The sequence below is a fragment of the Streptomyces sp. NBC_00996 genome (genome assembly GCF_045162675.1).
In the GTDB taxonomy this organism is placed as follows: Bacteria; Actinomycetota; Actinomycetes; order Streptomycetales; family Streptomycetaceae; genus Streptomyces.
The window spans coordinates 336,987-351,065 of record NZ_CP108723.1 but is presented as its reverse complement, the minus strand read 5'-3'; the positions used below and the strand labels follow the sequence as shown (position 1 = coordinate 351,065).

The 14,079-nt window shown below is 70.2% G+C and carries 6 protein-coding genes and 2 pseudogenes; 2 read left to right on the top strand and 6 right to left on the bottom strand.

Annotation, left to right across the window (positions count from 1 at the left end; all coding sequences use genetic code 11):
- Window positions 1-9: 9 nt before the first annotated feature.
- The 5 genes and pseudogenes from OG390_RS01750 to OG390_RS01730 all read right to left on the bottom strand — a co-directional run.
- The gene (locus tag OG390_RS01750) at window positions 10-432 is read right to left on the bottom strand and encodes a hypothetical protein (protein ID WP_406164655.1); all 423 of its coding nucleotides are present in this window, start codon (window positions 430-432) and stop codon (window positions 10-12) included.
- A 41-nt stretch (window positions 433-473) separates the two neighbouring features.
- Window positions 474-1,688: a globin domain-containing protein gene (locus OG390_RS01745; protein ID WP_406164654.1), complete on the bottom strand. Its 1,215-nt coding sequence runs from the start codon at window positions 1,686-1,688 to the stop codon at window positions 474-476.
- A gap of 266 nt (window positions 1,689-1,954) precedes the next feature.
- Entirely contained in the window at window positions 1,955-4,636 is a 2,682-nt protein-coding gene (gene adhE, locus OG390_RS01740) for a bifunctional acetaldehyde-CoA/alcohol dehydrogenase (protein ID WP_406164653.1), read from the bottom strand.
- A gap of 324 nt (window positions 4,637-4,960) precedes the next feature.
- A pseudogene (locus OG390_RS01735) lies at window positions 4,961-6,599 on the bottom strand (PEP/pyruvate-binding domain-containing protein).
- A gap of 122 nt (window positions 6,600-6,721) precedes the next feature.
- Window positions 6,722-6,892 (bottom strand): annotated as a pseudogene (locus OG390_RS01730) (cystathionine gamma-lyase); the annotation flags it as partial.
- A gap of 203 nt (window positions 6,893-7,095) precedes the next feature.
- On the opposite strand from OG390_RS01730, the gene OG390_RS01725 reads away from it, so the two are divergent.
- Window positions 7,096-8,814 carry a GAF domain-containing protein gene (locus OG390_RS01725; RefSeq protein WP_406164652.1) on the top strand — a complete coding sequence of 573 codons (1,719 nt, stop codon included), beginning with the start codon at window positions 7,096-7,098 and terminating at the stop codon, window positions 8,812-8,814.
- Between the two features lie 66 nt (window positions 8,815-8,880).
- Here OG390_RS01725 and OG390_RS01720 read toward each other — a convergent pair whose 3' ends face one another.
- A complete protein-coding gene (locus OG390_RS01720; protein WP_406164651.1) occupies window positions 8,881-10,131 on the bottom strand; it encodes an MFS transporter in 1,251 nt (416 codons plus the stop codon).
- Between the two features lie 249 nt (window positions 10,132-10,380).
- On the opposite strand from OG390_RS01720, the gene OG390_RS01715 reads away from it, so the two are divergent.
- A complete protein-coding gene (locus tag OG390_RS01715) occupies window positions 10,381-14,079 on the top strand; it encodes a nitrate reductase subunit alpha (protein WP_406164650.1) in 3,699 nt (1,232 codons plus the stop codon).

Below are 14,079 nucleotides of genomic sequence, written 5' to 3'. Positions count from 1 at the left end.
CTTGCGGATTCACGCCGTTCGGGAGTTCTCTGCCACGCTGCCGGGTCCTGCGGCGGAGTGCGACCTCCCGCTTCCACCGCGCCACGGCGGGGCCGCCGTCCGCTGGTCGTTGTTCCAGGTCTGGGCGGCCTTTTCGGTCTGGCGGCGCAGCCGGTCCTGGAGCCGGTCGACGACCTCCGTGCCCGTGGCCTCCTCGGCTACGGCGACCACCTGGCGGCCGCCGACGTGCAGGTCGGCCGTGGCCGACCATGGGTTCTCGGAGTGGGGCGCGGGTGCTCGCACGATGCGCACCTCGCCGGTGATGGCGGGAAGGCCCGGCCTGTCCACGATGGCGTCGATCTTCGTGCGGGCGTACGCCAGGGTCTCCTCGTCCACGACGCCGTCGGAACGCAGCCGGACCGTGGGCGTCGCCTGGGTGTTGTCGGTGGTCATGTGAGGTTCCTCCTCGGGGATGTCAGAAAGTTCGGCGCGGTTCAGGCCGCGGTGTCGGGCAGCCACAGGTCGGGGCCGAAGACCTCGTAGCGAATACGACTTGCGGGAATCCCGGCGCGCAGCAGTTGTCCGCGTACGTCTCGCATGAAGAGGAGCGGGCCGCACAGGAACACCGTGGCGCCGTCGGGGAGTTCGGTGTTGGTCAGGTCCATCAGGCCGGTGTGGGCGTCGGGTTCCTCCGGCCCGGGGCGCTCGTACCAGAAGATGGCGCGGGCGCCCGGCAGTTGCCCGGCAAGGTCGCGTGTCTCGGCGCGCAGGGCATGGTCGGCGGGGGAGCGGTCGGCGTGCAGGGCCAGCACCGGGCGGGTCGAGCCGAGCACGGCGAGGTGGGCCAGGATGCCGGTCATCGGGGTGCAGCCGATGCCGGCCGAGATCAGCACGACAGGGTTGGTTGCGTCGGTCGGTTCGTCGAGGAAGACGTCGCCGAAGGGCGCGGACAGCGTCAGCTCGTCTCCCTCGCGGAGGTGGTCGTGCAGCAGGGTGGAGACCTCGCCGTTGGGCCCGTCGCCGTCACCCGTGACCCGCTTCACGGTGATCCGCCGCAGCTCTCCCCCGGGGTTCGAGGACAGGCTGTACTGGCGCACCTGGTGCACTCCGTCGGCCATACCCACGCGGACGCTCACGTACTGGCCCGCGCGGGCCCGTGGCGCCGGTTCGCCGTCCGCCGGGCGGAGCAGGAAAGACACGACGTCGGCGGTCTCGGCGCGGCGTTCGACGACCGTCCAGGGCCGCCAGATCTCGCCTGGCCGGACGCCCGCGTCCTGGTAGAGGCGCGCCTCCCGGCTGATCAGGGCGCCCGCCATCAGCCAGTAGATCTCGTCCCAGGCGGCCGCCGCCTCTGGGGTGACCGCGTCGCCGAGGACCTCCGCTATCGCGCCGAACAGGTACTTGTGCACGATCGTGTACTGGTCGTCCGTGACGCCGACGGCGGCGTGCTTGTGGGCGATCCGGGCCAGCAGCGTGTCCGGGCGGGTGTCCGGATCGTCGAGCAGCGCGGTCGCGAATGCGGCGATGGATCCGGCCAGGGCGCGGCGTTGGGTGCCGCTGGCCTGGTTGCCGCGGTTGAACATGCCGTCGAGCAGTTCCGGCCGGTCCTGGAACATCGTGCGGTAGAAGCGGGCGGTGATCTCGTCGAGTGCTCCGGCCACCGCGGGCAGGGTGGCCCGTACGAGGGCGGTGGATTCTGCGGACAGCATGGAACCTCCCGGACAGGGCGGATGAAGGGGAAGGGAGCCGCGTCGTCTTGGGGCGGCGGTCTTCTGTGTAGCACTCACCGGACCGCCTTTCGGCGTCGTTGGGCGGCAGTGGGCCGAAGAGGGGCCGAAGGGCCCCATCACCTCGGGCGCATCGGCCCCACCAGGTCTCTTCGGCCGGGGTCGGACGGCGCTGTGGTACTGCCCCTCGGTCCCTGCCACCGCCGTCGCCCTGAACGGGCATCGCGGGAGGGCGGCCCCGATGTGCGCTACGGCCGTTCGGTCTGCTCGGCGTCCGGGTGGCCGTGTGTACGGCCGTAGTAGGCCATGCGCATGAGTTCCTGCATGTCGTCGAGCATGGGCATCCGCGGGTTGGCGGGCGCGCACTGGTCCTCGTAGGCGTTGAGAGCCTGTTGGGGCAGGGCGTCGAGGTAGGCGTGCTCGTCGACGCCGAGGTCCTGGAACGTCGGCTCGATGCCCACGGCGGCGCGGACCCGTTCCACCGCCGAGGCCAGCGATTCGACGCCCTCGGCCGGCGTGGTGGCGGGGAGGCCGAGGGTGCGGGCGATGTCCTGGAAGCGTTCGGGGGCACGGTAGTTCCCGTACTTGGGCCAGCCGGTGAGCTTCGTGGGGACAGTGCCGTTGTAGCGGATGACGTGGGGCAGCAGAACGGCGTTGGTGCGGCCGTGCGCGATGTGGAAGGTGGCGCCGAGGGTGTGGGACATCGCGTGGACGATGCCGAGGAAGGCGTTGCCGAAGGCCATGCCCGCGATGGTGCCGGCGTTGTGCATCTTCTCCTGGGCTTGAGGCCGGGCCGGGCGGTCGTTGACCGCTGCCTCGATGTTGTCGAAGATCAGCCGGATCGCGTGCAGGGCTGGGCCGTCGGTGAAGTCATTGGCGTAGACGGAGACGTACGCCTCGATGGCGTGGGTGAGGGCGTCGAAGCCGCTGTCGGCGGCCAGCGCCCGGGGCAGCCCCGTGGTGAACAGCGGGTCGACGATGGCCACGCTGGGTGTGAGCGCGTAGTCGGCCAGCGGGTACTTCTTGCCGGTGGCGGGGTCGGAGATGACGGCGAACGGAGTCACTTCGGCGCCGGTGCCGGAGGTGGTGGGGACGCACACCAGGCGGGCCAGCTTGCCGAGGACGGGGAAGCGGAAGGCGCGCTTGCGGATGTCGGAGAACTTGTGCCGCATGTCGGCGAAGTCGACGTCCTTGCCCTCGGCCTGCTGCTCGTACAGCAGCCACATCACCTTGGCCGCGTCCATGGGGGAGCCGCCGCCGAGCGCGATGATGGTGTCCGGGCGGAAGTCGCCCATCAGGCGGGCGCCGCGCCGGACGGAGTCGATGCTGGGCTCCGGCTCCACATTGTCGATGACCTGGATGGTGACCGGCTCGCGCCGCCGCCGCAGCACGCGCTCGACCCGGTCGACGAGTCCGAGGCGGGTCATCGTCGCGTCGGTGACGACGGTGACGCGGTGGATGCCCGGCATGGAGGCGAGGTAGCGGATGGCCTGCGGCTCGAAGTAGATCTTCGGGGGGACCTTGAACCACTGCAGGTTGTTGCGGCGTACCGAGACGCGCTTGACGTTCAGGAGCTGAGCGGCGGAGACGTTGTTGGACACCGAGGTGCTGCCCCAGGAGCCGCACCCCAGCGTCAGTGACGGCAGCAGGCTGTTGTAGATGCCGCCGATCGCGCCTTGCGAGGACGGGGCGTTGACGATGATCCGCACGGTCTTCATACGCCTTCCGTACGCCTCCCACAGCGCGGGATCCTCGGCGTGGATGACCGCGCTGTGGCCCTGCCCGTGGAAGGCGACCATGTCGGCGGCCAGGTCGAAGCCCCGTTGTTCGGAGTCGGCGCGGAGGACGGCGAGGACCGGGCAGAGCTTTTCCCGGGTGAGCGGTTCGTTCGCGCCGACCCGGTCGGCCTCGACCAGGATGAGCGAGGTGTCGTCCGGTACACAGAATCCGGCCTGTTCGGCGATCCAGGCCGGGCTCTGCCCGACGGCCGCGGGGTTGACCTTGGGTTCGCAGCCCGCGTCGGCGCCGACGGGGAACAGGAACGTCTCCAGCTTCGCCTTCTCCTCGGCGGTGGCCAAGTGCGCGTGCAGGGTGCGGAATTCGGCCAGGGCAGCGTCGTAGATCTCCTCGTCCAGGATGACCGCCTGTTCGGAGGCGCAGATCATGCCGTTGTCGAACGACTTGGACAGCACCAGGTCGTTGACGGACCGGCGCAGCTCGGCACTGCGATGGACGTAGGCGGGGACGTTGCCGGCGCCCACGCCCAGGGCGGGCTTGCCGGCCGAGTAGGCGGCCTTGACCATGGCGTTGCCGCCGGTGGCGAGGATGAGTGAGACACCTGGGTGCCGCATCAGGGCGTCGGTCGCCTCGACGGAGGGGGTCTCGATCCACTGCACGCAATGCTCGGGCGCACCCGCGGCGACAGCCGCGTCGCGCACGATGCGGGCCGCCTGCGCGCTGCAGCGCTGGGCGGAGGGGTGGAAGGCGAACACGACTGGGTTGCGGGTCTTCAGCGCCATCAACGCCTTGAAGATCGTGGTGGAGGTCGGGTTGGTGACGGGCGTGACCGCGCACACGACGCCGACGGGCTCGGCGACCTCGATCATGTCGTCGATGTCGTCGCGGGCGATGATGCCGACCGTCTTCAGCGGGCCCATGCTGTGCGTGACGTGCTCGCAGGCGAACATGTTCTTGGCGGCCTTGTCCTCGAAGACGCCGCGTCCGGTTTCCTCCACCGCGAGCCGCGCGAGCGCGGTGTGCTCGTCCAGGGCGGCGACCGACGCCTTCTTCACAATGTGGTCGACCTGCTCCTGCTCGAGCGCCTCATAGTCGGCGAGCGCCTTGAGCCCGTTCGTCACGAGCCGGTCCACCGCGATGGCGATGTCGGAAGGCGCGTCGGCGGTCGCGCTCGGGTAGTCGTAGCGGGTCATGGGGGCGAGCCTCCGTCGTTGAGAGGGCGACGCCGCCGGAGCGGCGGCGCGGTGAGGGAGCGGCAATGCGGGGGCATTGGGAAGTGCAGTGCCTGTCGGTCTGCGGAGCGGGCTGCCTGGCGGCGGATCAGATCGGTCCGAGCTCACTTCCACGGCCTTGTCGTCGTGGTCCACGACGGGCAGCCAGCTGATCCGGTGCCGGCTCAGCAGCCGCACTGGAAGGGGGATCGACCCGCCCACGGCTTGGTGGGCGGGGGCCGGTATTCAGGGGCGCCTGCTCCCGCCGGCGGCCGCGACGGAGCCCCCTCGTGGAGCCCGGCATCGTCACCTGCTGCCGCTCGTCCCCGTCTCGGGGAGCGCGGCCCGCCCGGCCTCCAGACGCGCGACCGGGACGCGGAACGGCGAGCAGGAGACGTAGTCGAGGCCCACTGCATGGAAGAAGTGGACGGAATCCGGATCCCCGCCGTGCTCGCCGCAGACGCCGATCTTCAGGTCGGGTCGCGTGGCGCGGCCTTCGTCGACCGCGATCCGGACCAAACGGCCCACGCCTGCACGGTCGATCGTCTCGAACGGTGAGGTGGCGAAGATGCCCCTGTCGAGGTAGGCGGAGAAGAACGCCGCCTCGACCGCGGCTGGTCACCACCGCCTGCGCGGCGATCATGCCCGGCAGGTCGTCGGGGGTGGTCTCCTGGCGTACGAGGACGACCTTCTCGCCCGCGGCGGCGTGGCGGACGGCTTCGGCGGAGTCGAACACCGCTGCTCCCACGGCCGCGCCGGGTGAGGCCGGGAGGCCGTGCGCGAGAGCCTCGCCGACGGCCGAGGTGTCGAACCGGGGGAACATCAGACGGGCAAGGCGGTCACCGCTCACGCGGGCCAGGCCCTCGTCGGCGGTGATCAGGTCCTCGTCGACCGGTTCGGCGGCGATGGCGAACGCGGCCTCGGCGGTGCGCTTGCCCACCCGGGTCTGCAGCATCCACAAGCGGCCGCGCTCGATGGTGAACTCGATGTCGCACAGATCCCGGTAGTGGGTCTCCAACGTCCGCAAGTGGTCCCGCAGTTGCGGGTATGACGTCGGATCCAGTTCCTCCAGGGTGGTCAGCGGGACGGTGTTGCGGATGCCGGCAACGACGTCCTCTCCCTGTGCGTTGGCCAAATAGTCGCCGTACAGGCCGGGCCGTCCCGTGGCCGGGTCGCGGGTGAAGGCGACGCCGCCGCCGGAGTCGGGGCCGAGGTTGCCGAAGACCATGGTCTGCACGTTGACCGCGGTGCCCAGGTCGTCGGCGATGTGCTCGCGCCGGCGGTACTCCCGGGCGCGCTCGCCCTTCCAGGACTGGAAGACGGCGAGGACTGCCCGGCGCAACTGCTCGTCCGGGGACTGCGGGAAGTACTCGCCGGTCTCCCGGTGGATCAGGTCCTTGTACGTCTCGAAGAGCCCGGCCAGTTCCGCCGCGTTCAGGCCCAGGTCGTTCACCGCGCCCCGGACCCGCTTGAGGTCAGACATGGCGTTCTCGAACAGGGAGCCGTCGACGCCCATGACAGTGCTGCCGAACATCTGCACAAGGCGGCGGTAGGAGTCCCAGGCGAAGCGTTCGTTCCCGGAGAGCTTCGCCAGGCCGAGGACGGAGTCGTCGTTGAGGCCGATGTCGAGGATCGTCTCCATCATGCCCGGCATCGAGAACCGTGCCCCGGAGCGGACGGACAGCAGCAGAGGGCCATCGGGTTGACCCAGCCGCCGTGCCACGGCCCGCTCCAAGGTGGTCAGGTGATGGGAGATCTCGCGAGCCAGACCGTCTGGCTCGGTGCCGGTGGCGAGGAAGGCCCGGCAGGCCTCGGTGGTCATGGTGAAACCCGGCGGGACAGACAGATCCAGCCCGGTCATCTCGGCCAGGTTCGCACCCTTGCCGCCGAGCAGGCCGGCCAGGTCACGGCCGCCTTCTGCAAAGTCGTACACGTAACGGACCATGTCGCCGGTTTCCCCCGTCGGTCTTCGGGCTGGGTACAGCTCCAGCGTCCGACCGCCGGGACCGGAGGGGCAGGTGCTGTCGGTCCCCTCCTCTGGGCCGACAGGCCCAGCAGATCCGGTTCTCCGTCCGGCACCGCGTCCCCGCCCCACCGGCCGCGCCGCTCGGCCGTGGACCGCACGCCACCGAAGCTCGTCGCGTCGTCCACCAGAAGCAGCGCGTCGAGGAAACGGTCGGCACGCGCGCGCGTGGGCAGAGTGAAGGACACCACACACCCGAAGCGCCGCATCTGCGGGACGAACACCAACCGCTCCGGGGTGGGCACATGATCACCGGCCAATGGCTTACTCCGACCCCTGGCCTGCCGAAACGGAGTCACTGAAGCGGAGTCCTGGGAACTCGGCCCGATTCGCTGTCGCGTCTAGCGGCTGGCCATTACCGTGGCACGTGATCGGACCGGTGGGTGTCCGTGCGTTGAGGGGACCTGGAGGAGTGCAGGTGGGAAGCCCCGAGGAGGCCCGCATACGGCTGCCTCAGCTGAGGCTGGACGAGCTGCTTGAGGAGCTGCAGGCCCGCCTCGACGCGGCCCGTGGCACCCGCGACCGAGTGCACAGCCTGCTGGAGGCGGTGCTGTCGGTCGGACGTGAACTCGACCTCGAGCAGGCACTGTTGAGTATCGTCGAGGCGGCGGCGGCGCTGGTCGACGCCGAGTATGCCGCCCTCGGCGTGATCGGCTCGGACGGCAGGCGGCTGTCGGCTTTCCACACCGTTGGGGTCAGCGACGAGGAGATCGCCAGGATCGGCCCGTTTCCCGAGGGGCACGGCATCCTCGGTGAGCTGATCCGCCACCCCGAGCCACTGCGGCTCGCGAAGATCTCCGAGCACCCGTCCTCGTACGGCTTCCCGGCTCACCACCCGCCGATGAACACCTTCCTGGGGGTGCCCATCCGCGTGCGTGACCAAGTCTTCGGCAACCTGTACCTGACCGAGAAGCGCGGCGGTGCCCAGTTCGACGAGGAGGACGTCTCGGTCATACTCACTCTGGCCGTGGCGGCCGGCGTCGCGATCGACAACGCCCGCTTGTACGAGGAGTCCCGGCTGCGCGAGCGCTGGCTGCAGGCGAACGCGGAGGTCACCCATCGCCTGATGTCCGGCAGTGCGCGCGCCGACGTTCTCGGCCTGATCGCGGAGCGGGCCGGTGAGATCACCGGGTCGGCCCTGGCGGCGGTCGCGCTGCCCATGGAGGACACCGGGTCACTTGCCGTGGAGATCGCCGTCGGGATGGACGCCGAGGCGCACCGGGGGCTCGTGCTGTCCATGGACAGGAGCCTGATGGGGCTGGCCTTCTCCAGCGCCCTCCCGGTCACCAGTGCGGACGTCGACCACGACGAACGGATCTCCCTGGAGCCTCCGCGCTTCGGAGGACTCGGCCCTGCCGTGGCCGTGCCCATCGGCACCGGCGAGGCGGGTGCGCGAGGCGTGGTCCTGTTGGCGCGAGAGGCCGGTCGACCGGTTTTCACTGCGACGGAGACCGAGACCCTGCAGTCCTTCGCCGCGCAGGCCGCCATTGCGATGGAACTGGCGGAACGCCGCCAGGACGCCGAGGAGGTCGCGGTGCTCAAAGACCGCGACCGGATCGCGCGGGACCTGCACGATCTGGCGATCCAGCGTCTGTTCGCGACCGGCATGACGCTGCAGAGCGCCGGCCGCTTCATCGAGCACGAGCAGGCCGCCGAGCGCGTTGTGCGCGCGGTCGACGGCCTGGACGAGACCATCAAGATAATCAGGTCGACGATCTTCGGCCTGCGCACGCGCGAGGGTGCCGGGGAAGCGGGTCTGCGGGCTCGTGCCGTACGGGTGGTCGGGGAGGCGGCGCCGGTTCTTGGCTTCGCCCCCAGCGTCCGGATGGAGGGCCTCCTGGACACAGACGTGCCGAGGGCGATCGCCGACCACGTTGTGGCGGTGCTGTCCGAGGCCCTGACCAATGTCGCGCGGCACGCCCATGCGGCCCGGACCGAGGTGGTCCTGGCCACGGATGGGCGGGAGGTACGCCTGTCGGTCACGGACAACGGTGTGGGCATCCCGGCTGAAGGCCGCCGCAGCGGGCTGCGAAACATGGCGGAGCGGGCCGAGCAATTGGGCGGTGGGCTGGAGCTGAGGGAACCCGAGGGCCGCGGCACCACGCTGGTGTGGCAGGTGCCGTTGGGGAAACCGTAGGGTGCCAGGAGCACGGTGCCCGCGCTCGACGGACGGGTCCCTGCGGCCCGCGATCGGAGGCCGCCACTATTGCTGCGCCGTGGGAGACGTCTGGTGGACGACCTCCCTGCGCACTCCCGTGCCGGTGAAGAGCAGGGCTCCCATGGCCACTGCCGCCAGGAGGAGCAGCCCCAGGGCGTACGAGCCGTAGGCACCGTACAGCGAGCCCATGATCAATGGCGGTATGAAGCCGCCCAGGCCGCCGGCCGCTCCGACGACGCCGGTGACCGAGCCGGTGCGGCTCGGCGGTGCCAGCAGGGCCACGAAAGCGAAGGTCGCTCCGCTGCCGGCGCCCAGGGCACCCGCCATGGCAAGGAACGCAGCCGTGCCCAGTGGATTGAGGGGCGGCGTGAAGGACTGCACGAGCGCGCCGGCAACGACCACGGCCAGCGCTCCGGACAGGACCCGCACAGGACCGAGACGGTCCGACAGCCAGCCGCCGACCGGCCGCATCGCCACGGCGAGCAGCACGAACCCTGCCATACGGTTGGCCGCGTCGGCCTGCGTGAGGCCGTAGCCGGTCTTCAGGTAGGTCGGCAGATAGACCGAGAAGGCGACGTAACCGCCGAAGGCCACCGCATACAGGGCTGAGGCCTGCCATGTGATGGCGAGCCTGAGAGTTGCGGCCAGGCGCTGCGGCAAGGGCTCTGCCGGGATCGGGCGCCCAGGAGCATCTCTGAGCGCCAGCGCGGCCACGACCGCGTACAGGAGCAGCACGCCGGCGGTGAGGAGGAACGGGTTCGCGACGCCGTGTGCGTTCGCGAGCTTGACCGTGGACAGCGCGCTGATCGCGGTGCCGCCCATGCCCATGCCGAAGACACCGATGGCCAGTCCGCGCCGTTTTGGGGGGAACCATGCGCTGACGAAGGGCACGCCCACCGCGAACGCGGTCCCGCCGATACCGAGGAAGAAACCGCCCAGCAGCAGCGCCGCCAGTGAGGAGTGGCCGACCAGGCCGACGTAGACCACCGGCACGACGGTTGCGGCCGACACGACCGGGAACATGATCCGGCCACCGAACCGGTCGGTGAGTGCTCCGACCGGGATCCGCCCCAGCGAGCCGACCACGACCGGGACCGCCACCAGGAGTGACTGCTGGAACGAGGTGAGCTGTAGGGAGTCCTTGAAACGGGTGCCCAGCGGGCTGAGCAGGCCCCAGGCCCAGAAGTTCACGGCGAAACCGACGGTGGCCAGGGCGAGCATCAGCCAGGCACGGGCGGGCACCGCGTTATCCGGCCCCGCTTCCTTCGGTGGACGTTTCCTCGATGGCTGAAGCATGGTTCTTCGTCCCTTCTGCGGGTGCGGCGCGGTGGTGACCGGATCCGGCCGGGCACGTGCGACGTGTGCCGACGGCTGTCGGCAGACTCGACGATCACCCGGGCGCCGTGCCGTGGGCCGAACGGCCCTCGAACGCCACCGAACGGACCCGGTCCGCGCGCCATCCGGGCCGCTTGGGGTCGCACGGGACGCGCACAGGGACCTTCGGCCCAACGCGCGGTGCGACGAGGGCTCCTAGCGTCGGCGCCCATGAAGAACGAGAGAAGCACGCGCCCCGCTGAGGGCCGGCCGCTGACCGGCCGACGGCTGCTGACGCGCCGTGAGGTCTCGAGCGACGGACGGGCAGTGTTCGGCGACGGCGATCCCGCATGGGAGGGCTTCTACCGGGACCGGTGGGCGCACGACAAGGTCGTACGGTCCACCCACGGAGTCAACTGCACCGGCTCGTGCTCGTGGATGGTGTACGTCAAGGACGGCATCATCACCTGGGAGCACCAGGCCACCGACTACCCGTCGATCGGCACGGACTGTCCCGAGTACGAGCCGCGCGGCTGCCCGCGCGGAGCGTCCTTCTCCTGGTACACCTACTCGCCGAGCCGCGTTCGCTACCCGTACGTGCGTGGCGAGTTGCTCAAGCTGTGGCGCGAGGCCCGACGTCGCCTGGGTGACCCAGTGGCGGCCTGGGCCGAGATCACCGGAGACCCGGCGAAGGCACGCGCCTACAAGCGGGCCCGCGGCAGGGGCGGCCTGGTGCGGGCCGACTGGGACGAGGTGAGCGAGCTGGTCGCCGCCGCCCATGTGCACACCATCAAGACGTACGGCCCCGACCGCGTCGCCGGTTTCTCCCCGATCCCGGCGATGTCCATGGCGTCCTTCGCGGCCGGTGCCCGCTTCCTGTCGCTGATCGGCGGCACACTGCTTTCCTTCTACGACTGGTACGCCGACCTGCCGATCGCCTCGCCGCAGGTCTTCGGCGACCAGACCGACGTCCCGGAGGCGGCCGACTGGTGGAACGCGGGATACCTGGTGATGTGGGGCTCCAACATCCCCGTCACCCGCACACCCGACGCGCACTTCCTCACCGAGACCCGCTACAACGGCACCAAGGTCGTCGCCGTCAGCCCCGACTACGCCGACAACGTCAAGCACGCCGACGAGTGGCTGTCCCCGCACCCGGGCACGGACGGCGCGCTGGCAATGGCCATGGGACACGTGATCCTGCGCGAGTTCCTGGTCGATCGCGAAGTGCCCTACTTCCAGCAGTACTTGAGGACGTTCACGGACGCCCCCTTCCTGGTGTCCCTGCGCGAGCACGACCGGGGCCTGGTCCCCGACGGGTTCCTCACCGCCGCCGACCTCGGCCGCGACGACGAGCACGCGCAGTACAAGACCGTCCTACTGGACCGGGCCACCGGAGAACCGGTGGTCCCCGGCGGCTCGCTCGGCTTCCGGTGGGGGGAGGCCGGGCAGGGCCGCTGGAACCTTGACCTGGGTGACGTGGTCCCGGAACTGAGCCTGCTGGAGCGCGCCGAGGACACCGTCGAAATCGCGCTGCCGCGCTTCGACGAGGGCGCCACCGAGGGCGGCTCGACCATGGTGCGCGGTGTCCCGGTCCGTAGGATCGGCGGCCGCCTGGTAACGACAGTCTTCGACCTGATGCTCGCCCAGTACGGAGTCCGCCGCCCTGGTCTGCCGGGTGTCTGGCCCTCCTCGTACGAGGACGCGACCCAGCCGTACACCCCCGCCTGGCAGGAATCGATCACCTCCGTGCCGGCCGAACAGACCGCCCGGATCGCCCGCGAGTTCGCCCGCAACTCCGAGCGCACTCAAGGCCGTTCGATGATCGCGATGGGCGCCGGCACCAACCACTGGTTCCACTCCGACACCATCTACCGCGCCTTCCTGGCCCTGACCACGATGACCGGCTGCCAGGGCGTCAACGGCGGAGGCTGGGCGCACTACGTCGGCCAGGAGAAGATCCGCCCCATCACCGGTCTGCAACACCTCGCCTTCGCCTTCGACTGGCAGCGCCCCACCCGGCACATGGCGGGGACCTCCTACTGGTACCTCAACACCGACCAGTGGCGGTACGAGGCCTTCGGACCCGACGAACTGGCCTCCCCGCTCGGCGAGGGCCGGTTCGCGGGAAAGGGCTTCGCGGACTGTCTCGCCCAGGCCGTCCGCCTCGGCTGGACCCCCGGACACCCCGGCTTCAACCGCAACCCGCTCGACCTCACCGACGAGGCCGCGGCCGCCGGTCGGCCGGTAGCCGAGCACATCGTCGACGAGTTGAAGTCCGGGCGGCTGCGGTTCGCCGCGGAGGACCCCGACGATCCGGCCAACTTTCCCCGGGTGCTGACCGTGTGGCGAGCCAATCTCCTCGGCTCCTCCGGCAAGGGCAACGAGTACTTCCTGCGGCACCTGCTGGGCACGGACGCGTCCGTGCGCTCCGAGCAGACCCCGTCCGAGGCACGGCCGAAGGACGTGGTGTGGCGGGAGGACGTGGTGTGGCGGGAGGAGGCACCCGAGGGCAAGCTCGACCTGCTGGTCACCATGGACTTCCGGATGACCTCCACCGGTCTGCTCGCGGACGTGGTCCTGCCGGCCGCGACCTGGTACGAGAAGGACGACCTGTCCAGCACGGACATGCACCCCTTCGTGCACGCCTTCACCCCGGCCATCGCCCCGCCCTGGCAGGCCCGCACCGACTACGACGCGTTCCTCACGATCGCCGACCGGTTCAGCGAACTGGCCCGCGAACACCTGGGCACCCGCACCGACGTCCTGGCCGTGCCCCTGCTGCACGACACCCCCGACGAACTCGCCCAGCCGGGCGGCGTCGTGCGCGACTGGAAGGCAGGGGAGTGCGAGCCGGTCCCCGGCCGGACCATGCCCAAGCTGGTCACCATCGAGCGCGACTACCCGTCCGTCGCCGAAAAGATCCGCGCCGTCGGCCCCCTGCTCGACACCCTCGGCACCACGACCAAAGGCGTCACCGTCCACCCCGACCGGGAGATCGACGACCTGCGCCGCCGTTGCGGTACGGTCCGCGACGGCGTGGCCGCCGGTCGGCCGTCCCTGGCCACCGCCACCGACATGTGCGAGGCCATTCTGGCCCTGTCCGGCACCACCAACGGCCGTCTCGCCACCGAGGGCTTCCGCGAACTGGAGCGGCAAACCGGCAGCGAGGGCCTCGTCGGACTCGCCGCCGAGCGGGAGGCCGAGCGCATCACCTTCGCTGACACGCGCACGCAGCCCCGGGCCGTGCTCACGTCGTACGAATGGTCGGGCAGCGAGACCGGCGGCCGTCGATATTCGCCCTTCGTCATCAACACCGAGCACAAGAAGCCCTGGCACACCCTCACCGGCCGCCAGCACTTCTTCGTGCAGCACGACTGGATCACCGAATTGGGTGAGCAACTTCCCGTCTACCGGCCTCCGTTGGACGCACGCCGCCATTATGGCGACGAGCACCTGAACGACGGACAGGCCGAGGTGACGGTCCGCTATCTCACCCCGCACTCCAAGTGGTCCATCCACTCCGAGTACCAGGACAACGCCTACATGCTCGCCCTCTCCCGAGGCGGCCCTGTCATCTGGATGTCCACGGCCGACGCCGAGAAGATCGGCGTCAAGGACAACGAGTGGATCGAGGCGTACAACCGCAACGGCGTCGTCGCCGCCCGCGCCGTGGTCACCCATCGGATGCCCGAGGGCACGGTGTACATGTACCACGCCAAGGACCGCACGGTGAACGTCCCCAAGACCGAGGTCAGCGGCAAGCGCGGTGGCATCCACAACTCCCTGACTCGGCTGCTGCTCAAGCCCACCCATCTCGCAGGCGGCTACGCCCAGTTCACCTACGCCTTCAACTACTACGGTCCGACCGGCAACCAGCGCGACGAGGTCACCGTCATCCGCCGCCGCAGCCAGGAAGTGGAGTACTGA

Excerpts from the sequence above, each read along its gene's own strand:
- OG390_RS01750 (WP_406164655.1), bottom strand. The coding sequence starts at position 432 with ATGACCACCGACAACACCCAGGCGACGCCCACGGTCCGGCTGCGTTCC.
- OG390_RS01745 (WP_406164654.1), bottom strand. The coding sequence starts at position 1,688 with ATGCTGTCCGCAGAATCCACCGCCCTCGTACGGGCCACCCTGCCCGCG.
- adhE (WP_406164653.1), bottom strand. The coding sequence starts at position 4,636 with ATGACCCGCTACGACTACCCGAGCGCGACCGCCGACGCGCCTTCCGAC.
- OG390_RS01720 (WP_406164651.1), bottom strand. The coding sequence starts at position 10,131 with ATGCTTCAGCCATCGAGGAAACGTCCACCGAAGGAAGCGGGGCCGGAT.
- OG390_RS01715 (WP_406164650.1), top strand. The coding sequence starts at position 10,381 with ATGAAGAACGAGAGAAGCACGCGCCCCGCTGAGGGCCGGCCGCTGACC.